The sequence below is a fragment of the Citrobacter sp. KH_055_1 genome, from assembly GCF_057838705.1.
On record NZ_CM174473.1, the window covers coordinates 2,289,579 to 2,307,922 of the forward strand.

The 18,344-nt window shown below is 55.2% G+C and carries 18 protein-coding genes; 4 read left to right on the forward strand and 14 right to left on the reverse strand.

From position 1 onward, the window contains the following. Positions 1–148: 148 nt before the first annotated feature. Complete coding sequence (locus AC3ITF_RS10625) at positions 149–580, forward strand: OsmC family protein (RefSeq protein WP_096757037.1); 432 nt, start codon at positions 149–151, stop codon at positions 578–580. A 42-nt stretch (positions 581–622) separates the two neighbouring features. On the opposite strand, the gene AC3ITF_RS10630 is transcribed toward AC3ITF_RS10625, so the two are convergent. The 6 genes from AC3ITF_RS10630 to AC3ITF_RS10655 are packed head-to-tail and all read right to left on the reverse strand — an operon-like array spanning position 623 to position 6,338. Beyond that, positions 623–1,393 carry a 3-hydroxybutyrate dehydrogenase gene (locus tag AC3ITF_RS10630; RefSeq protein WP_096757038.1) on the reverse strand — a complete coding sequence of 257 codons (771 nt, stop codon included), beginning with the start codon at positions 1,391–1,393 and terminating at the stop codon, positions 623–625. Positions 1,394–1,404: 11 nt separating this feature from the next. Further along, positions 1,405–2,799 carry a GntP family permease gene (locus AC3ITF_RS10635; RefSeq protein WP_197970846.1) on the reverse strand — a complete coding sequence of 465 codons (1,395 nt, stop codon included), beginning with the start codon at positions 2,797–2,799 and terminating at the stop codon, positions 1,405–1,407. Positions 2,800–2,842: 43 nt separating this feature from the next. Continuing rightward, a complete protein-coding gene (locus AC3ITF_RS10640; RefSeq protein ID WP_181539617.1) occupies positions 2,843–3,766 on the reverse strand; it encodes a 3-hydroxyacyl-CoA dehydrogenase family protein in 924 nt (307 codons plus the stop codon). Next, positions 3,756–4,961: an acetyl-CoA C-acetyltransferase gene (locus tag AC3ITF_RS10645; RefSeq protein WP_115258491.1), complete on the reverse strand. Its 1,206-nt coding sequence runs from the start codon at positions 4,959–4,961 to the stop codon at positions 3,756–3,758. The genes AC3ITF_RS10640 and AC3ITF_RS10645 overlap by 11 nt, the downstream gene beginning before the upstream one ends. Positions 4,962–4,971: 10 nt before the next feature. Then, the gene (locus tag AC3ITF_RS10650; RefSeq protein ID WP_115258492.1) at positions 4,972–5,628 is read right to left on the reverse strand and encodes a CoA transferase subunit B; all 657 of its coding nucleotides are present in this window, start codon (positions 5,626–5,628) and stop codon (positions 4,972–4,974) included. A 2-nt stretch (positions 5,629–5,630) separates the two neighbouring features. After that, positions 5,631–6,338 (reverse strand): CoA transferase subunit A, encoded by a 708-nt coding sequence (locus AC3ITF_RS10655; RefSeq protein WP_096757043.1) that lies wholly within the window; start codon positions 6,336–6,338, stop codon positions 5,631–5,633. A gap of 142 nt (positions 6,339–6,480) precedes the next feature. Between AC3ITF_RS10655 and AC3ITF_RS10660 the strand changes: the two genes are divergently transcribed. Then, on the forward strand, positions 6,481–7,371 hold the full coding sequence (locus tag AC3ITF_RS10660; protein ID WP_096757044.1) for a LysR family transcriptional regulator: 891 nt from the start codon (positions 6,481–6,483) through the stop codon (positions 7,369–7,371). A gap of 27 nt (positions 7,372–7,398) precedes the next feature. Here the strand turns inward: AC3ITF_RS10660 and AC3ITF_RS10665 are convergent, their stop codons facing one another. From AC3ITF_RS10665 to AC3ITF_RS10695, 7 genes are read right to left on the reverse strand one after another with little or no spacing between them, the layout of a single operon-like run. After that, positions 7,399–8,337 (reverse strand): oligopeptide/dipeptide ABC transporter ATP-binding protein, encoded by a 939-nt coding sequence (locus AC3ITF_RS10665; protein WP_181820312.1) that lies wholly within the window; start codon positions 8,335–8,337, stop codon positions 7,399–7,401. Further along, entirely contained in the window at positions 8,330–9,316 is a 987-nt protein-coding gene (locus AC3ITF_RS10670; RefSeq protein ID WP_489176403.1) for an ABC transporter ATP-binding protein, read from the reverse strand. Before AC3ITF_RS10670 ends, AC3ITF_RS10665 begins: the two co-directional genes overlap by 8 nt. Beyond that, positions 9,313–10,209: a D,D-dipeptide ABC transporter permease gene (gene ddpC / locus AC3ITF_RS10675; RefSeq protein ID WP_096757047.1), complete on the reverse strand. Its 897-nt coding sequence runs from the start codon at positions 10,207–10,209 to the stop codon at positions 9,313–9,315. Before ddpC ends, AC3ITF_RS10670 begins: the two co-directional genes overlap by 4 nt. Then, the gene (locus AC3ITF_RS10680) at positions 10,206–11,228 is read right to left on the reverse strand and encodes an ABC transporter permease (protein ID WP_489176404.1); all 1,023 of its coding nucleotides are present in this window, start codon (positions 11,226–11,228) and stop codon (positions 10,206–10,208) included. The genes ddpC and AC3ITF_RS10680 overlap by 4 nt, the downstream gene beginning before the upstream one ends. Positions 11,229–11,276: 48 nt before the next feature. After that, a complete protein-coding gene (locus AC3ITF_RS10685) occupies positions 11,277–12,839 on the reverse strand; it encodes an ABC transporter substrate-binding protein (RefSeq protein ID WP_489176405.1) in 1,563 nt (520 codons plus the stop codon). Positions 12,840–12,855: 16 nt separating this feature from the next. Continuing rightward, positions 12,856–13,443 carry a D-alanyl-D-alanine dipeptidase gene (ddpX, locus tag AC3ITF_RS10690; RefSeq protein WP_096757050.1) on the reverse strand — a complete coding sequence of 196 codons (588 nt, stop codon included), beginning with the start codon at positions 13,441–13,443 and terminating at the stop codon, positions 12,856–12,858. A 14-nt stretch (positions 13,444–13,457) separates the two neighbouring features. After that, positions 13,458–14,324, reverse strand: a complete 867-nt coding sequence (locus AC3ITF_RS10695) for a MurR/RpiR family transcriptional regulator (RefSeq protein WP_115258497.1) — start codon at positions 14,322–14,324, stop codon at positions 13,458–13,460. Between the two features lie 400 nt (positions 14,325–14,724). Between AC3ITF_RS10695 and hdeB the strand changes: the two genes are divergently transcribed. Next, positions 14,725–15,054: an acid-activated periplasmic chaperone HdeB gene (hdeB, locus tag AC3ITF_RS10700; protein ID WP_115258498.1), complete on the forward strand. Its 330-nt coding sequence runs from the start codon at positions 14,725–14,727 to the stop codon at positions 15,052–15,054. Between the two features lie 156 nt (positions 15,055–15,210). Next, on the forward strand, positions 15,211–17,154 hold the full coding sequence (locus AC3ITF_RS10705) for a methyl-accepting chemotaxis protein (protein WP_489176406.1): 1,944 nt from the start codon (positions 15,211–15,213) through the stop codon (positions 17,152–17,154). A 48-nt stretch (positions 17,155–17,202) separates the two neighbouring features. Here AC3ITF_RS10705 and AC3ITF_RS10710 read toward each other — a convergent pair whose 3' ends face one another. Next, positions 17,203–18,342 (reverse strand): HlyD family secretion protein, encoded by a 1,140-nt coding sequence (locus AC3ITF_RS10710; protein WP_115259944.1) that lies wholly within the window; start codon positions 18,340–18,342, stop codon positions 17,203–17,205. Positions 18,343–18,344: the final 2 nt, after the last annotated feature.

Consider the following 18,344-nt stretch of genomic DNA (forward strand, 5'->3'; position numbering starts at 1 on the left):
TGTCTAAAATAACGGCTTTCTGGATGGTCGGTCATTTCATCTGAAAGGTCAATGCTTAAGCAGTTAATACAGAACTATCCAATATGCGTCATGTGTTTCCCTCAGCGTCCTATACTTGTTACTCCGACGACAACACAGGAGAGCGGTAATGACTATCCATAAGAAAGGTCAGGCACACTGGGAAGGCGACATTAAACGCGGTAAAGGGACCGTGTCGACCGAAAGTGGCGTGTTGAACCAGCAGCCGTATGGGTTTAATACGCGATTTGAAGGTGCGAAAGGCACCAATCCTGAAGAGTTGATTGGCGCGGCTCATGCGGCCTGCTTCTCGATGGCGCTTTCGTTAATGCTGGGTGAGGCGGGCTTCACGCCAGACGCCATTGATACCACTGCCGATGTTTCTCTGGATAAGGTGGATGCGGGTTTTGCCATCACCAAAGTGGCGCTGCACAGTGACGTTTCCGTGCCCGGCATTGATGCCGCAACCTTTGACGGTATTATCCAGAAAGCGAAAGCCGGATGTCCGGTGTCACAGGTTCTGAACGCGGAAATTACGCTGGATTACCAGCTGAAGTCTTAACGATGATGTGCCGGATGCGAGAGCGCATCCGGCTGACATAACTTACTGCGCCACCCAACCGCCGTCCATATTCCACGCCACACCGCGCACCTGCGCCGCACCGTCTGAACATAAGAACAGCGCCAGCTCTCCCAGTTGTTCCGGGGTGACAAACTCGCGTGACGGTTGCTTCTCCGCGAGCAGAGCATCGCGCGCAACATCCGGCGCGGTGCCCTCGGCAATGCGCTTGTCGATCTGCTGTTGTACCAGCGGCGTCAGCACCCAGCCGGGACACAGTGCGTTACAGGTTATGCCGGTCTGCGCCGTCTCAAGTGCGGTGGTCTTGGTTAGCCCCACCACGCCGTGTTTAGCCGCGACATAGGCCGATTTTTCTTTTGACGCCACCAGCCCGTGCACAGAGGCGATATTAATGATGCGGCCCCAGTTGCGTTGACGCATGCCGGGCAGCGCCAGACGGGTAGTGTGAAAAACGGAGGACAGATTAATCGCGATGATCGCATTCCATTTATCGACCGGGAACGTCTCCAGCGGTGAAACATGCTGGATCCCGGCGTTGTTGACCAGAATATCCACGCCGCCGAACTCGCTGTCGGCGTAGCGCATCATCTCGGTAATTTGCGCTGCATCGCTGAGATCCGCCCCGTGATACCCCGGTGTTTTGCCATACTTCGCCACGGCATCTTTTGCCGCTTCAGCATCACCAAAGCCGTTAAGAATCAGAGTGGCGCCGGCTTTCGCCAGCACCTGCGCAATGCCTAATCCAATACCGCTGGTGGAGCCGGTAACCAGGGCCACTTTTCCCGTTAAGTTCATGATGATTCTCCTTAAACAATGCCGGTGGTGTAGAAGACGCCGATCACAAACAGAACGGCCAGACTTTTGATTATGGTGATGGCGAAGATCCCGCCATATGCCTGACGGTGACTGAGACCGGTGATGGCCAGCAGCGTGATTACCGCCCCGTTATGCGGCAGAGTATCCATGCCACCACTGGCCATAGAGGCCACGCGGTGAAAGACTTCCAGTGGAATGTTGGCGGCATGTGCGGCGGCGATAAAGGTGTCGGACATTGCCGCCAGCGCAATACTCATCCCGCCGGATGCTGAACCGGTGATCCCGGCCAGAGTGGTGATGCTGATGGCTTCGTTGAGCAACGGGTCGGGAATGGCCGCTAGCGCTTTTGACAGCACCAGGAAGCCCGGCAACGCGGCGATCACTGCGCCAAAACCGTATTCTGAAGCGGTATTCATTGCCGCGAGGATCGCACCGCCCACCGCCGTTCGGCTGCCTTCCGCCAGGCGACCTTTTATATTGCGAAAACCAAAAATCACGACCAGCAGGATCCCGGCAATCAGCGCGGCTTCCACCGCCCAGATAGCGGTAATTTTGCCGACTTCAGTGGTAATCGGTTTGGCAAGACCCGGTAGCTCCAGTTGATGAGTCGAGCCATAAAACACCGGGATCCAGCGGGTGAACAACAGGTTAAACACCCCCACCAGAATCAGCGGCGAAATCGCAATAATCGGGTTTGGCAGATTAATATTATCCGGCGTTTCCGGTTCGTTAAGCAGTTCGGTGCCATAGCCCTCGTTCTTTGCCTGCGCTTTTCGGCGCTGACGCTCAAGGTAAATCAGGCCGACAAAGATAATAAACAGCGAGCCTATCAGCCCCAGCCAGGGCGCGGCCCAGGCGTTGGTGCCAAAGAAGCTGGTCGGGATAATGTTCTGGATCTGCGGTGTACCGGGCAGTGCATCCATGGTGAAAGAGAAGGCGCCCAGCGCCACGGTTGCCGGGATCAGTCGCTTCGGAATGTTGCTCTGACGGAACAGCTCAGCGGCAAACGGATACACCGCAAACGCCACCACGAACAGCGAGACACCGCCGTAAGTCAGCAGCGCGCACACCAGCACGATCACCGGAATGGCGTGACGCCGCCCGAGGATGTTGATGGCGGCGGCGACGATTGAACGGGAAAAACCCGATAATTCGATTAACTTGCCAAACACTGCACCCAGTAAGAACACCGGGAAGTACAGCTTCACAAAACCGACCATTTTTTCCATAAACAGGCCGGTAAAGGCAGGACCGACGGCGCTGGGTTCAGTCAGCAAAACAGCACCTAATGCCGCGATGGGGGCAAACAGGATGACGCTGTATCCGCGATAGGCTGCCAGCATCAGCAGGCCCAGCGCGGCCAGGGCGATTAATACACTCATCATGACTCCTCAATATCATTGTTATAGTGGGGTACAGAAAGAGAAGTTACGGTTTCAGGGCAAAACGCAGCTGATGCTCTCTGCGTTGCTGGATGTATTCCTTGCGCGAATCATCCCAGTGATAAAACCCCTGACCACTGCGTAAACCGGTTTCACCGCGAGCAACCTTGTCGGCGACCAGCGACATCATGTCGCTGCCGGTGGCGAGTGTTGGAAGCAGATGGCGACAAATATCCTGCACCGTGGCAAGTCCGGTCATGTCCGCCGCTTCCAGCGGACCGACCATCGCGTAACGGCGGCCCAGCGACGCACGCATCACCTGGTCTACCACCTCGGCGCTGGCAATACCGCTTTTGACGATATGCAGCGCTTCACGCAGCAGGGCAAACTGCAGGCGGTTGCCGACAAAGCCCGGTGCGGCGCGATCGAGCACCACCGCCTCAAGCTGCATCGCGACCAGCCATTGCTGCAATTCACTGAGATATTCAGGTTTGGTTGCTGTGCCCGGCACGATTTCAACCAGCGGAATAAAGTGCGGTGGATTCCAGAAATGTGCGATCAGCAACCGCTCCGGGTGCGCGAGTTTTTCCGCCAACGCATCCGGCGGCAGGCCACTGGTGTTGCTGGCGATAATCGCTTCGGGTGAGATAACGGCTTCCAGCTGTGCGTACAGCGCGTGCTTCAGCTCTAGCCGTTCCGGGATCGCTTCGATTAATAATCCAGACGCGGCGATATCCGCCAGAGAGGTTGTGCCGTGCAGTCGCGTGAGAACCGATGCTTTATCTGCGGCGGCAAACTGGTCGGTGACAATCAGCTCGTCCAGAATACTGCTGGCAACAGCCGTTATCTCGGCAATACGGTTGCTGTCGGTATCAAACAGCCAGATAGGATGACCAAAACGGGCAAAGTGGGTCGCGATGCCGATGCCCATTAGCCCGGCGCCCAGTACGCTAATGTGATTAGTCTGCATAGTGTGCTCCTGTTGGACGTTCCACCGTTAGCGCCACGCCATGGCCACCACCCACACACAGCGTGGCCAGCCCTTTGGCCACATTGCGCCGCGCCATTTCATGTAGCAAGGTAACCAGAATGCGGCAACCTGAGGTCCCGATTGGGTGGCCCAGCGCAATTGCACCGCCGTTAACGTTAACCTTGCTGCTGTCCCAATTCAGCGATTCGCCGACCGCCAGCGCCTGGGCGGCAAAGGCTTCGTTGGCTTCGATCAGATCAACGTCATCCAGCGTCCACCCGGCGCGCTTCAGGCACTTCAGCGAGGCTTCCACCGGGCCGATCCCCATAATGGCTGGATCAACGCCCGAGACGGCGTAACCGGTGATTTTTGCCAACACCGGAAGGTTTAATTCAGCGGCTTTGGCGGCACTCATTACCATTACTGCCGCCGCACCGTCGTTTAGGGAAGACGCATTGCCCGCCGTCACCGTGCCGTTGCCGGGACGAAATGCCGGTTTCAACTGCGCCAGTTTTTCCGCCTGAGTCTCCGGGCGAGGTTGCTCATCACGCTCCACCACGCGCGGTGCTTTTTTCCCTTGCGGAACGCTAACTGGGGTGATTTCTGCGTTAAACCGACCGGCTTCGAGGGCGGCGGCCGCTTTTTGCTGGGAGTGCAGGGCGAAGGCATCCTGTTGCTCGCGACTGATGGCGAATTTATCCGCCAGATTTTCGGCGGTAATACCCATATGGTAGTCGTTGAACGCATCCCACAGCCCGTCATGCACCACGCTGTCTTTCAGGCTGGTATGACCCAGACGTAATCCTGCGCGGGCACCGTCGAGAAAATAGGGTGCATTGCTCATGCTTTCCTGACCGCCGGCAATCACGATGTCCGCATCGCCGCAGCGAATGGCCTGCACCGCCAGATGAACCGCTTTTAGTCCTGAACCGCACAGTAAATTGAGGGTCATCGCTGGGGTGGTTACCGGCAAACCGGCACGAATTGCCGTCTGTCTGGCCGGATTCTGCCCACAGCCGGTCGTTAAAACCTGACCTAAAATCACGTCGTCTATCTGTTCTGGTGCAACCCCGGTCTTTTCCAGTAGAGCGCGAATGACCGTTGTCCCTAACTCAACGGCAGAAAGCGGGGCAAGGGCACCATGAAAACTGCCAATTGGCGTGCGCGTTGCTGCGACAATAACAACATCCATCATGGTCAGATCCTTAGTTGAAGTGCATTTCGGGGACATGATCGGGAACGATCAGCTTGCCGGCGGTTCTGGCAACAATGTCGTCCACGCTGACGCCCGGCGCCCGTTCGCGCAGAATGAACGCGCCGTCGGCAATTTCCAGCAGCGCCAGGTCGGTCAGCACGCGCTTGATACAGGCCACGCCGGTCAAGGGCAGAGTGCAACTGGGAAGCAGTTTGGACTCACCGCTTTTCGAGGCGTGCGTCATCACAACGATGATGTTTTCAGCGCCAGCGACCAGATCCATCGCGCCGCCCATACCTTTCACCATTTTTCCGGGGATCATCCACGAGGCGATATTGCCATTGGTGTCCACTTCGAATGCGCCAAGAACCGTCAGGTCGACGTGGCCGCCGCGGATCATGGCGAAGGATTGTGCGGAGTCGAAAATTGCCGCGCCTTTACGCGCCGTCACGGTTTGCTTACCGGCGTTGATCATGTCGGCATCAATGTCGTCCTCGGTAGGGAACGGCCCCATACCAAGCAAACCGTTCTCTGATTGCAGCATCACGTCCATGCCGTCGGGGATATAATTGGCCACCAGGGTCGGGATACCGATACCGAGGTTGACGTAATAACCGTCGCGCAGCTCGCGAGCGACACGCATCGCCATTTGTTCACGCGTTAACATGGTCAGGCTCCTTGATGGCGTAGGGTGCGTTGTTCAATACGTTTTTCGAACTGCCCCTGAATAATGCGATTGACGAAAATTCCGGGGGTGTGAATAGCGGCGGGATCCAGCTCGCCGGGAGGGACAATTTCTTCCACTTCGACTACCGTGATGCGTCCGGCTGCTGCCATCAGTGGGTTAAAGTTTTGTGCGGTATGGCGGTAGATGACGTTGCCGTACCAGTCGGCTTTCCAGCCTTTGACCAGCGCGAAATCACCGGTAATCGCCTGCTCCATGATGTAAGGCCGGCCGGCAAACTCGCGCACCTCTTTGCCTTCGGCGACGGGGGTTCCGTACCCGGTGGCGGTGAAGAAGGCGGGAATGCCCGCACCACCGGCTCGTAGCTGCTCCGCCAGCGTGCCCTGTGGCGTCAGAATGGCTTCCAGCTCTCCGCTCAGCACCTGCTTTTCGAACAGGGCATTTTCACCGACATAGGACGCCACCACTTTGCGTACCTGGCGTGCTTCCAGCAGCACGCCGAGGCCAAACCCGTCCACGCCGCAGTTGTTCGACACCACGGTCAGTCCCTGAACGTTCCGACGGCGCACTTCTGCAATCAAATTCTCAGGAATACCGCATAAGCCAAAACCGCCTGCCAGCAGCGTCATGTTGTCAGTCAGCCCTTCCAACGCCTGTTGATACGTGGCGACCCGTTTATCCAGTCCAGCCATACACTTGCCCCTCCAGTTGTTCCTGGCGACATCATTAGGGGTGAAAAATGATTTGTTAATTTTAAATTTGTGACTCACTCATTGGGTTTTTTTATCAATTTAATGTTAATTAAAGGTATTCAACAAGTTAAAGGAATGAGTAATGAGAATGAGCATCAAACAGTTACGCGCGTTTTTAGCGGTAGCTCACACTCTGAATTTTGCTCATGCCAGTGAACGGCTGAATATGTCGCAACCCGCGTTAAGCCTGGCGATCAAAGGACTGGAAGAGTCGTTAGGGGGCGCTTTACTGTTAAGAACCACCCGCAAGGTGACCCTGACGCAGGAGGGCGAAACGCTGCTGACCATGGGGCGACAGCTGCTTGCCGACTGGGAAAATACCGAAGAAGCCATGCGCCAGCGCTTTACACTGCAACGTGGCAAAATTTCGATTGCTGCGATGCCGTCATTTGCCGCGAATGTGCTGCCGCCGGTGCTCAAGACCTTTCGCGACAGCTATGCCGGTGTCAATGTCACGGTGCACGACGTAATTAACGAGCAGGTGATTGAAATGGTCAGCGAAGGGCGGGTCGAGATGGGGATTGCCTTTGAACCGGACTACTCCGGACACCTGCATTTTACCCCGCTCGGGATGGATCGTTTTATCGCCATCGTCCCTCCGACCAGTCGTCTGGCTGGCCGGGAACGCATCGCATGGAAGGACTTGCTGACGCTGGATTTTATTACCTTGCAACGTCCCTCTGCCGTACGTCTGATGCTGGAAGAGCAACTGGTACAAAGCGGCCATGCGCTGGAAGTGGCGCTGGAGAGTCACCAGTTGGTGACCATTGGACGCCTGGTGGCGAATGGTTTAGGCGGCAGTGCCGTGCCTGCATTGTGCCGCACACAGATGACCGAACTTGGCGCAACCTGTATTGAGCTGGACGGCCCGGTTATCCAGCGTCGTATTGGGATCCTGCGTTCCTCGCATCATAAGTTGTCGACTGCATCCGAAATGCTGGTGGATGCGCTGAAAAAGGCATATTGCGCCTGATACACCAGGCACACTACGCCCGTGAGGTCAGATTTCGCTAACTGCCCGCCAGCAGCGGACTTCACTCCCGGTCTCGTTTTTCAATAATGCCTGTTTCTTCTCACATCCCTGAGTCGCCAGTGGGCAGCGATCGCGGAAATAACATCCCTGCGGTAGGGTTCGATTCCCCGGCAACTCGGTTTTACGTAACACCAGATCTTCCGCCAGCGGTGCACCGGTTTTAGGGACCGAGTCCAGCAACAGACGTGTATACGGGTGCGCGGGAGAGGTTAATACCTGCTGCGTGTCACCCAGCTCGACGATTTGCCCGAGGTACATTACCGCCACCCGGTCGCTCATATGCCGCACGACCGACACGTTATGCGAGATCAGCACATAGGTCAGGTTTCTGCGTGCCTGTAGCGCCACCAACAGGTTGAGGATTTGCGCCTGTACGGAAATATCCAGCGCCGAGGTGGGTTCATCAAGCACAATCACATCCGGCTCAGAGGACAACGCGCGGGCAATGGCAATGCGCTGGCGCTGCCCGCCGGAAAACGCGTGCGGCAGGCGGTCAAGGTATTCCGGACGAATCCCCACGTGTAACGCCAGCTCTTCCGCAAGGGCGCGGCGGTGACGTTCGGCGCTGCGCTTTTGGATCCACACTGGTTCGGTAATGATCCGCCACACCGGCAAGCGCGGATCCAACGACGAAAGTGGGTCCTGAAAGACCATTTGCATGCCGCTGTGTTTTTCTGTGCTGCGAGCGTATTGCCCCTGACTCGGCCTGAGCATCCCCATGAGCAGTTGAGCCAGCGTACTTTTGCCACAGCCAGACTCACCAACGATACCCAATGTTTCCCCCTGGCGAATCTGTAAATCTAACCCGTTGAGCGCGTGCACGCGCTCGGTGACCTTGCCAAGCCAGTTTTTACGGGCCGGGAAGTTGACATGTATATCCTGAAGCGACAGCAAAATGTCAGTCATGACGAGTCTCCAGTTGGGGATACCAGCAGGCGGACTGCTGATCCGCATGCCCCTGACTGCGTAATGCCGGGACCGCGTCACACTGTGTCCCGGCCGCATAACAGCGTTCGCGGAATGCACATCCGGCAGGCAATTGGGTTAAGTTCGGCACGGTACCCGGGATTGCGGGCAGCAGCGCGCGGGGCTCTCCGTGTTCTGGCGCGCATTTCAGCAAACCAATGGAGTAGGGATGCGTCGGGTGCTGAATCACCGTCTGCGTCGGGCCGCTTTCGATCACGCTTCCGGCATACATGACATACACCCGGTCGCACAGTTGCGAAACCACCGCCATATCATGGCTGATAAACAGCACCGCCGTGCCGCTGGCCCGCGCTTTATGCTTCAGCAAGCGCAGTACCTGCAGTTGCACCGTCACATCCAGCGCGGTCGTCGGTTCATCAGCAATAATCAGCTCCGGCTCGCAGGAAAAAGCCAGCGCGATCATCACCCGCTGGCGCATACCGCCGGAAAGCTCAAACGGGAAGCGCGACATGACTTCGGCGGCGTCCGGGATTTGCATCTCCTCCAGTAAGGCGATGGCTTTTTGTCGCGCATCCGTGCGGCTGAGTAATTGATGATGGCGGATCACCTCTACCATTTGCTGGCCAATGCGCCGGGTCGGGTTTAGGGCCGTCATCGGCTCCTGAAAAATCATTGCCACGCGCGCCCCGCGCCATTTGCGCATTTGCTTCTCGCTGGCGTTCAGCACATCTTCACCGAGCAGCGACACGCGCCCCTGGTGAATGCGATAACTGCCCTCCGGCAGCAGGCGCATGACAAGCATGGCGGTAACGGATTTCCCGGAGCCGGACTCGCCGACCACGCCGACAATCTCACCCCGGTTGATGTGCAACGAGACATGGTTCAACGCATGCACGTCAGCTTTATAGCCGGGGAAGCTCAGGTGCAAATTTTCAATTTCCAGGACGGGTTGGCTCATGACTGTTTTCCTCCGGCTTTCGGGTCCAGCAGGTCACGAATACCGTCTCCAAAGAGATTGAAACCCACGGCGGTGATCAGAATGGCAGCACCGGGAAACGCACAGTACCACCACTGGTCAAGCACGTAGTTGCGGCCAATTGCCACCATGGCTCCCCATTCCGCGCTCGGTTGCTGCGCACCCAGCCCGATAAACCCCAGCGTGGCGGCCATCAGGATCGCACTGCCGATGTCCAGCGAGGCCTGCACGATCAGCGGCGGCAGCGAATTACGTAAGATATGCCAGCTAATCAGATGCCAGCGGGACGCGCCGTACGTACGGGCAGCCTGTACGTAGGTAAACTGGCGGACTACCAGGGTTTGTCCCCGGGCCAGACGTACGTAGAAAGGAATGCGCACAATCGCAATGGCCAGCATGGCGTTAAACAGGCTGGGCCCCAGCGCAGCGGCCAGCGCCATGGTCAGCACCAGCGAGGGGATCGACAGCATTACGTCCATCACGCGCATAATAATCGCGTCCGCCCGTCCGCCCATCACGCCGGACAGGCAGCCCAACAGTGAACCAATCCCACCGGCGATACCCACTACCACCAGTCCTGCTACGATCGACTGCTGGCTGCCGACCAGTACACGGCTAAACAGATCGCGTCCCACTTCATCAGTACCAAACCAGTGAGTAGCTGACGGGGGGAGCAGACGTGCGGTGAGGTCGATCGCATTGGGATCGTAAGGCGTTATCCACGGTGACAGCACCATCATCAACAGCATCAGCACGATGATCGCTCCGCCAATCAGCGTCAGCGGGCTGCTTTTCATCATCCAGAACAGTTTGGCCCAGTCGCGGCGACGGTGAGCGCTCGGCGAGGTGGCGGGCGTTTCTTGTGAGAGCATCATTGTGTACCTCCGCGTCCGATGCGCGGGTCAATCCACAGGTAGAGTAAATCCACCACCAGGTTGACCAGCACATAGGCAAATGACACCACCACGGCAAATCCCATGACGGCCGGGAAGTCGAGCGCCTGTATGGAGGTGACGACCCAGGCCCCCATGCCTGGCCACGCGAATACCGTTTCGGTAAGTACCGCGCCGTAGAGCAGATCGCCCAGCGCCAGCCCCAGGACGGTGATGGACGGAATGAGCGCGTTGGGCAGCGCATAACACAAAATGATGTACCAGCCCGGTAAACCGCTGGCGCGGGCAGTGCGGATGTAATCCTCGCTAAGCTGTTCGAGCATAGCGGAGCGGATCTGGCGGGCGACAATACCAAGATGTACAAAGGCCAGCGTCAGAGACGGTAATATCAGATGCAGGAGCGCATTGAAAAACACCTCGCCATTGCCTTCCAGCAGCGCATCTATCAGGTAAAACCCGGTAACGTGCGTCGGTGGATCCAGCCAGTCATCCAGGCGTCCACCGCCGGGTAATATTTGCAGATGACCGTAAAACAGTACGATAACCCCGAGACCAAGCCAGAACGCCGGCGTCGAAATACCGGTGATTGCCATCAGACGCACAAGGTGGTCGAGCCAGCGGTTACGCCAGACTGCGGATAAAATCCCCAGCGGGATCCCGATAATCAGCGCCAGCAGCAAGGAGCAAAAGGCCAGCTCAAGCGTGGCGGGGAAGAACACGCGCAGCTCATCCATCACCGGACGTCCGGTACGAATCGAGGTGCCTAAATCGCCCTGAAACACATCGCTGACGTAGCGAAAAAATTGCACGTACAGCGGCTGATTAAGACCCAGCTGTTGGCGAATATTCTCAACAATTTCATCACTGGCGCGATCGCCCGCCAGCAGCCGCGCGGGGTCGCCCGGGATCAGGTGCGAAATAATAAAGGTGATGACGCAAACACCGGCCACCACCAGGATAAGTCCCCAGCAGCGCTGGCGTAAAATGCTCCAGAAAGTCATTGGCTTCCCCTTGCGGAGCCAATGCGGCTCCGCATAAACGTGGTGAGATTATTTACTCATGGTGGAGATGTTGAAGACCTGTTCCAGCATTGGGTTAAATACAAATCCTTTGACGTCTTTGTTCATCGCCAGCTGGTAGTTTTTCTGGAATAAATAGACGTAGGCCGCTTCATCAATCACGATGGTTTGCGCCTGCTGGTAATCGTTGGTTCTGGCCACCTGGTCGGTCGTTGACAACGCGCTGCGCAGCAGCTTATCGACCTCACTGTTTTCATAGAATGAACGGTTGCCTGGTAAGCCTTTTTTATCCGACTCAAACCAGTAGTTCATAAACATGTACGGGTCGGCGAAGTCCGGGCTCCAGTTGCCGATGGCGATGTCGTAATCACCTTTACCAACGCGATCACGCATGGTGGCGTTGGCCAGTTTTTCCAGCTTGACCTTGATCCCCAGCTTGCCAAGACTGGCCTGGGTGGCGAGGGCAATCGGCTCCCAGTTCGGGTCGTTATCCGAGTACAGGAAGCTCAGGCTGTCTGGTTTGTTTGCGACTTTGTCCCACTCGGCTTTGGCTTTCGCTTCATCAAAGCTGTATTGCATGGCTTTTTCATCAAAGCCCCACATGCCTTCGGGGATCGGGCCGCGCATCTGCTTACCGTTGCCGCTGAGGATCCCGCTCACCATGCCCTTATAATCCGTTGACCACGAAATAGCGCGGCGTAAATCCACCTGATTGAGCGGTGCTTTACTGTTGTTCAAGTAAAGGTAGGTCACGCGCAGTGACGGGTAATCCGCTACTTTGACTTTGCCTTCCTGCTTTAAGGCGGCAAGCTGATCGACGGGCAGCGCATCAGCAATATCGATATCGCCGCGCGACAACTGCAGACGGCGGGAGGCGCTTTCACCGATGATTTTCACCGATACGCGCTTAAATACTGGCTTGGTGCCCGCCCAATGCGGGTTCGGCACCAGAACCAGCTGCTGTCCTTTTTGCCAGCTCTTTAACATAAAAGGACCCGAGCCCGCCGTATTCTGGGCAAGGAAACCGCGCGCATCGTCGGCGGAATGTTCTTTTAACACCGCCGGGTTGATTATTGACGCGCCGTCATTCGCCAGCGTGTACAGGAAAGGCGCGAACGGCTGGCTGAGGGTAAATTTCACCGTACTGGCATCAATGGCCTCTACCTTCAAATCTTTCGGGAACGCTTCGGCAGGTCCCTGACCAATTTTGATCAGGCGTTCAAAAGATTGCTTCACCGCCTCAGCCGTTACCGGCGTGCCATCGGCAAATTTGGCCTCGCTTTTCAGGGTGAAGGTCCACTCTTTTTGATCGTCAGACGCCTTCCAGCCGCTGGCTAAATCGCCTTCTACTTCCGTGGAGCCTTTATCACCTTCAGTTTTGTACTGCACCAGACGCTGATAAGACGGATAGGTTACCGTCCAGTCGTTGTTATCAATCGTGACGGCAGGATCGAGCGTTTGTGGATCGGCGGCTTTACCGATCACCAGCATATCCTTAGGTACCGCGGCTTGTGCAGCGGGCAGGGCTGCCGCTAATGCTAAAGCAATCAGCGCGGGGCGAAACAGCGATGTTAAGGTGTGTGTTGTCTTCATAACCAGGCTCCAGAAATTAAAGGGGGTGTGGTGTTGTTATTTGGGGGGCAGGGAAACACGCAATACAGTCATCAAGCAGGGGGTAACGAGCTGCGTCTGGTAATTCAAAATGCCACCATTCGCTGCTGATCCCGACAAAACCGCCACCGGACATAATGGCATTCAGCATCAGTCGATTACGCTGTGCGGGTGGCGCAACGGAAGGATGCCAGGCGTGGGAACGATCGTGCATTTCATCAAAATCGGCCCCCATATCGAGGACATTGCCACGTTCGTCCATCAGCGTGACGTCAATGGCCGTGCCACGGCTGTGATTGGAGCCAATCGCGACATCGACAACGTACTGCGGATCCGGGCAGGCATTCCATAGCATCGCCTGCGCCTGCTGCGGACGATAAGCGTCGTACACCACCAGATTCAGGCCCGCCAGTTTCGCAATGCTGATGCTTTTGGCCAGTCCCGTGACCGCATCGGTGTGTAACAGGCAGCGCGCTTCCCGGTAGACGGGTGCGCCGGTAATGTTATCGCGGGTAGCGTATTTGAGATCGATATGCAGTGACGGAAAGATCACCGACAGATCGACCAGAACAGAGGTTTCTGGCATAGCACGATTCCTGTTTATTGTTCGAATTGACCAAACTGCTGTTGGAGTTGGCGATTGGTTTGCAGGCGCCCGGCGAGAGCGTCGCCCAGTTGCGCCACCACCGCGGAGAGTAATAAGTTGAACAGACAGCTGACGGGGGCAAGGGAGTCCCAGAAATGCCCGGTGTCGGTTTTCACCTGGAGTAAATCAATACCGTAGTCTCTGGCCCACGGACACCAAACATCGGTTATCAGCGCCAGCGGAATGTGGCGGTCGCGGGCGACCCGGCAATATTGTCGTGATGTTGCCGAGTAGGCGCGCATATCGGTTATCACCACATACGGCTGGTCAAATCCTGAATTCAGTGACTCAACCCAGCTTCCGGACAAGCCTTCGGAGTAACTGACTTTAGGTCGCAGGTATTCCAGATGGCTGAAAAAGGCGTTGGCAATCCCGCGGGTCGACTGAATGCCGAGGATATACACGGCCTCGGCGTGTGCCAGCTGTTGCGCAATGCGTAAAAATGTGTCGCTTTGCGCCAGTTGATAAACATGGGTAATGGCATCAATTTCCAGCAGCAGCGACTGCTGCGCCCGGTCCGGCAGACGTTGCTGCTGGTGCCAGGAATCAAGCCGTTCATTCATTCCCCACGGCTGATAGGGGATAACAGGCAGTTCGCGCAGGCTGGCTTTAGCATCTTCCAGATTGCGAAAACCCAGTTTGCGCAGATAGCGTCCAACGGTAATGCCACTGGTTCCCGTGGCCTTAGCAATGCCGTCTGCAGTTTCAAACGGAATCTGCGCAGCGTGTGCTAACAGCCAACCGGCAACACGCTTTTCACTCGGCGTAAGCTGGCTGAAGGTATGTTCTACGCGGGCGAATAATTCAGGTTTTGATGTCATTACCGTCTCGCTGTTAGTTGCCTGTCAGATGCCGTGTCGTTGTTACTGGATTAACAATGCAGGACGCGTGCCATGTCTGCGCCCCCGGTTTACTGGCGCCATTTGTTAAGCAATGCGTAATTTTATTAACCAATGATCAACATTTGTGCAGCGTAGTTCAGTTTTGGTGCAACGGTAGGGAAAGCGGGGTATGAATCGGTGGATTTCGTCGGGACGATCACATTGTGAGCGATATTTTCCCCACTGACATCAGAATTGGTAACCCGAAATATAAATTTCAGCCATATCAACGACCATCATCTTTATTCTTTTAATAGTAGGGGTATTATTTTTCCCGAGCTACATTAACGGTTTAAAGCGCAAGTGTAGATATTATCTATATTATAAATGGAGTACTACAATGAATAAATTCTCCCTTTCTACCGCAGGTATTCTGGTTGCCGCGTTGTTAACCAGTGTCAGCGTCAATGCAGCAACTGAGACCACAAAAACTGAAGTGACGCCTAAAGGGATGAGCTGCCAGGAGTTTATTGATTTGAACCCACAAACCATGGCGCCGGTTGCCTTCTGGGTGCTGAACGAAGATGAAGACTTCAAAGGGGGTGACTACGTAGACTATAACGAAACGATCACTACTGCGGTTCCCCTGACCATTGAAATGTGCAAAAAAAATCCACAGAGTGAATTAAGTAAAATAAAAGCTGAGATCAAAAAAGAATTATCTAAATAAGATTAAACACTTATTAAAACCCAGCCACAGTGCTGGGTTTTGCTATACGTGACAGTGTCACATATATATTTTCACATCCTCTGATAAATCATCATAAAGATATAAACACCCGTGCCGATACTGCTTAAAAGTTAGCCTTTTGCAGAAGGAGTTTGTATGGCCTGGTATCCTACTCGTATTTCCACACGTTTAACCATTGGCGGCATTCTGCTGCTTGCCGTCACCACCCTGGTGATTGTCGCGATTATGCTCTGGCGCGGTCAGCCCAGGGTTGTTGAGATCAATACCGCCCTGATCGAAGAGACGGGGCAAGGGTTAACCCGCCAACTGAGTACTGTGTTATCGCGTATTGAGGGTGAGACCGTTAGTCTGTCACGTCTGGCTGAAGTATTACCTAACGATGAATCCCTGTACCAAAGCGTGGTGCCGCACCTGATTGGCGAGGATAAGAATTCGATTATTACCGGCGGCGGGATCTGGCCGGAGCCAAATGCTTTCACTCCGGGCGTGGAGAAGCGCAGCTTTTTCTGGGCGCGTAACGCGGAGGGAAAACTGGATTTTTCCAACGACTATAACGCCGAAGGTTCAAATGGCTATCACAACGAAAGCTGGTATCAGCATGCCAAAGGGCATTCTCAGAACAGTTGTTTGTGGTCTGATGTTTATCAGGATGCCAGTTCTGGCGTCAATATGGTGACCTGCAGTATCCCATACCTGCACTCGGGCACGTTTGCCGGAGTAGCGACCACCGATATTCGTCTGGATAACGTCGCGACCTTTATGCAGCAGCAGGGCAACAGCACCGGTGGCTATGCGTTTGTGGTCGATAAACAGGGACAAATCCTGTACTTCCCGCAGGCCGATAACGCAAAACAGAAAACATTTAGCGATCTGTCCCGCACTGCGCAATGGCTGGCTCCGGTCGAAAATGGCCTGAAGTCGCTTCGCGTTGCCAACGGGGTGAAAACCATTACGCTGGAAAATGATGGCGTGCTGAACACACCGTCGCGGGTGATGCTGTTCCCGATGGCGGACACCGGCTGGGTGGTGGGCCTGGTCACGCCAGAATCACGCATTGTTGGCCTTGCAAAAGTGATGATGCAGGACGTCCTGGAAGTGTTGATCCCGATTATGACGGTTCTGCTGGTGGGCTCCTGGCTGGTGGTGCGCAGACTGATCTCGCGTCTGGACGATACGCGTCGCGCTCTGGATGATATTGCGCAGGGCGAAGGTGATTTGACCCGTCGTCTCGATGTCCGCGGCAAAGATGAGATTTCAGCCATCGCGGAGGCGTTTAATCTGTTTGTCGATAAAATCGCGGCCATCCTGATTACCGTCAGAAGCAGCAGCGTGGTGGTCGCCAATAACGCGGTCAGCCTGGCAGACAGCAATATGGAGCTCTCTTCACGGGTGACGCAGCAGGCAGCGGCGCTGGAAGAAAGTTCAGCGGCAATGGAACAGTTAAATGCGACCGTTCATCAAAATGCGAGCAATACGCAGCTGGCAGATGAGTTATCCGACAATACCGCGCAAACGGCCAACCGCTGCGGCGATGTGATGCAGGGGGTGATCTCCACCATGGATAACGTCAGCGGCTCATCCGGCAGAATGGTAGAAATTGTCGCGGTGATTGACAGCATTGCTTTCCAGACCAACATTCTGGCCCTGAACGCTGCCGTTGAGGCCGCTCGCGCGGGCGATGCGGGGAGAGGATTTGCCGTTGTCGCCTCTGAAGTTCGTACGCTGGCACAGCGCAGCGCTACGGCCGCTCAGGAAATCAAAGCGCTGATTGATGAGTCGGTGTCTCATGTGGGCAGCAGCAGTCAGCAAATTCACACTGCCGGCGTACGGCTGGAAGAACTGGTCAGCAATGTGCGCCAGGTACGCCAGTTGATGGGCGAAATTCGCGTAGCGGGAGAAGAACAACGCAAAGGTGTTTCAGAAGTCACGCTGGCGGTAACTGAAATGGACAGCACCGTGCAGCAGAATGCGTCATTAATCGATGACGCTGCCGCACGTACCCAGGTGCTTAAAGAAGAGGCCGAGCAGTTAGCGCTGCTGGTTTCGACATTCAAATTGCCTGAACCAGCTGCGGCCTGATTCCGCAAAACTGGTATTCGGGCGCAACGTCTGCGCCCGAATACGCCATTAGTGATCCAGATACAGGTAGTGCATCCAACTGGTCATACGCAACAGTATTTTTCGCAGCAACGACAAGGCTTCAAAATGGTGTGCGGAATAGACCGCAACCTGCGCGGCCACGCCATCTGGCAACTGCTGTTCCGCCTGATTCTCACCGACATCAATGCTCACAAGCACTTTGTTGCTTCCTGGCGCCATATTCAGTGATTGTAACGTGCCCTGGGCGTAATAGGCTCCGGTAGGGATTACCGGGGCCACGTTCACCACTTTTCCTTCGATCACCTGTCCCGGCAACCCGTTAAAAACAATCTCTGCATCGTCGCCAACATTAAGACGTAAAATAGCGTTCTGACGGAAAGCCGCCACAATTTGATTCTTATGGGCAGGAATAAATACCATCACCGGTTTAAAAGGGAGCCTCGAGGCATAGGTTCCGGGCCGCACTAGGAGTTGACTGATATAACCGTCACTTGGAGCACGAACAATCGTTTGTTCATAATTGAATCGCGCCTCATCAATTTGTGCCTGTAAACTGGCAATCTGTGAATTTTGACCATTAATACTGCTGTCGAGTTCTTTTTGAATGCTGTTCAATTCAGCATGGGCGGCATCCATCGCCGCATCCTGCGCCAGATAATCCTGACGCGCGGTATCAATATCATTGGCGGTAAAGGGATTAACCTTAGCCCGACTTCCTTGCTGGTAGCGCTGATAATTTTTGTAATACTTATCGCGCTCTGCTTTCGCCTGCTCAAACTGAAGACGCGCGCTATTGCGTTTTTCTTCCAGCGCCATAACGTCATGTTTTTCCGTGACAATGTCCGCTTCCAGTTTTTCCAGTTTGGCTTTGTAGCGGGTAGGGTCAATTTTAAACAGAATCTCACCTTTTTTGATCGGTGTATTAATTTTGTCCGTGACTTCAGACACCACGCCCGTAACCTGTGGGACAACAGGAATACCCACTACCAGTTTTTGCGCATCCTCGGTATAGGGATGGTTGTAATTCATGGTGAGAATTAACGCGCCCAGCATAACTATCCCACCAAGAACCGCTGTAGGGACTGTCCATTTATTTAACGGTACTTTAAATATCTTGAAAATGGCATAAACAATAGCGGCGTAACTTAATACTAATAATGTTTCCACGA

Bases quoted from the DNA above. Each gene is read 5' to 3' on its own strand.
- AC3ITF_RS10625 (WP_096757037.1), top strand. From the start codon at position 149: ATGACTATCCATAAGAAAGGTCAGGCACACTGGGAAGGCGACATTAAA.
- AC3ITF_RS10630 (WP_096757038.1), bottom strand. From the start codon at position 1,393: ATGAACTTAACGGGAAAAGTGGCCCTGGTTACCGGCTCCACCAGCGGT.
- AC3ITF_RS10635 (WP_197970846.1), bottom strand. From the start codon at position 2,799: ATGATGAGTGTATTAATCGCCCTGGCCGCGCTGGGCCTGCTGATGCTG.
- AC3ITF_RS10640 (WP_181539617.1), bottom strand. From the start codon at position 3,766: ATGCAGACTAATCACATTAGCGTACTGGGCGCCGGGCTAATGGGCATC.
- AC3ITF_RS10645 (WP_115258491.1), bottom strand. From the start codon at position 4,961: ATGATGGATGTTGTTATTGTCGCAGCAACGCGCACGCCAATTGGCAGT.
- AC3ITF_RS10650 (WP_115258492.1), bottom strand. From the start codon at position 5,628: ATGTTAACGCGTGAACAAATGGCGATGCGTGTCGCTCGCGAGCTGCGC.
- AC3ITF_RS10655 (WP_096757043.1), bottom strand. From the start codon at position 6,338: ATGGCTGGACTGGATAAACGGGTCGCCACGTATCAACAGGCGTTGGAA.
- AC3ITF_RS10660 (WP_096757044.1), top strand. From the start codon at position 6,481: ATGAGAATGAGCATCAAACAGTTACGCGCGTTTTTAGCGGTAGCTCAC.
- AC3ITF_RS10665 (WP_181820312.1), bottom strand. From the start codon at position 8,337: ATGACTGACATTTTGCTGTCGCTTCAGGATATACATGTCAACTTCCCG.
- AC3ITF_RS10670 (WP_489176403.1), bottom strand. From the start codon at position 9,316: ATGAGCCAACCCGTCCTGGAAATTGAAAATTTGCACCTGAGCTTCCCC.
- ddpC (WP_096757047.1), bottom strand. From the start codon at position 10,209: ATGATGCTCTCACAAGAAACGCCCGCCACCTCGCCGAGCGCTCACCGT.
- AC3ITF_RS10680 (WP_489176404.1), bottom strand. From the start codon at position 11,228: ATGACTTTCTGGAGCATTTTACGCCAGCGCTGCTGGGGACTTATCCTG.
- AC3ITF_RS10685 (WP_489176405.1), bottom strand. From the start codon at position 12,839: ATGAAGACAACACACACCTTAACATCGCTGTTTCGCCCCGCGCTGATT.
- ddpX (WP_096757050.1), bottom strand. From the start codon at position 13,443: ATGCCAGAAACCTCTGTTCTGGTCGATCTGTCGGTGATCTTTCCGTCA.
- AC3ITF_RS10695 (WP_115258497.1), bottom strand. From the start codon at position 14,324: ATGACATCAAAACCTGAATTATTCGCCCGCGTAGAACATACCTTCAGC.
- hdeB (WP_115258498.1), top strand. From the start codon at position 14,725: ATGAATAAATTCTCCCTTTCTACCGCAGGTATTCTGGTTGCCGCGTTG.
- AC3ITF_RS10705 (WP_489176406.1), top strand. From the start codon at position 15,211: ATGGCCTGGTATCCTACTCGTATTTCCACACGTTTAACCATTGGCGGC.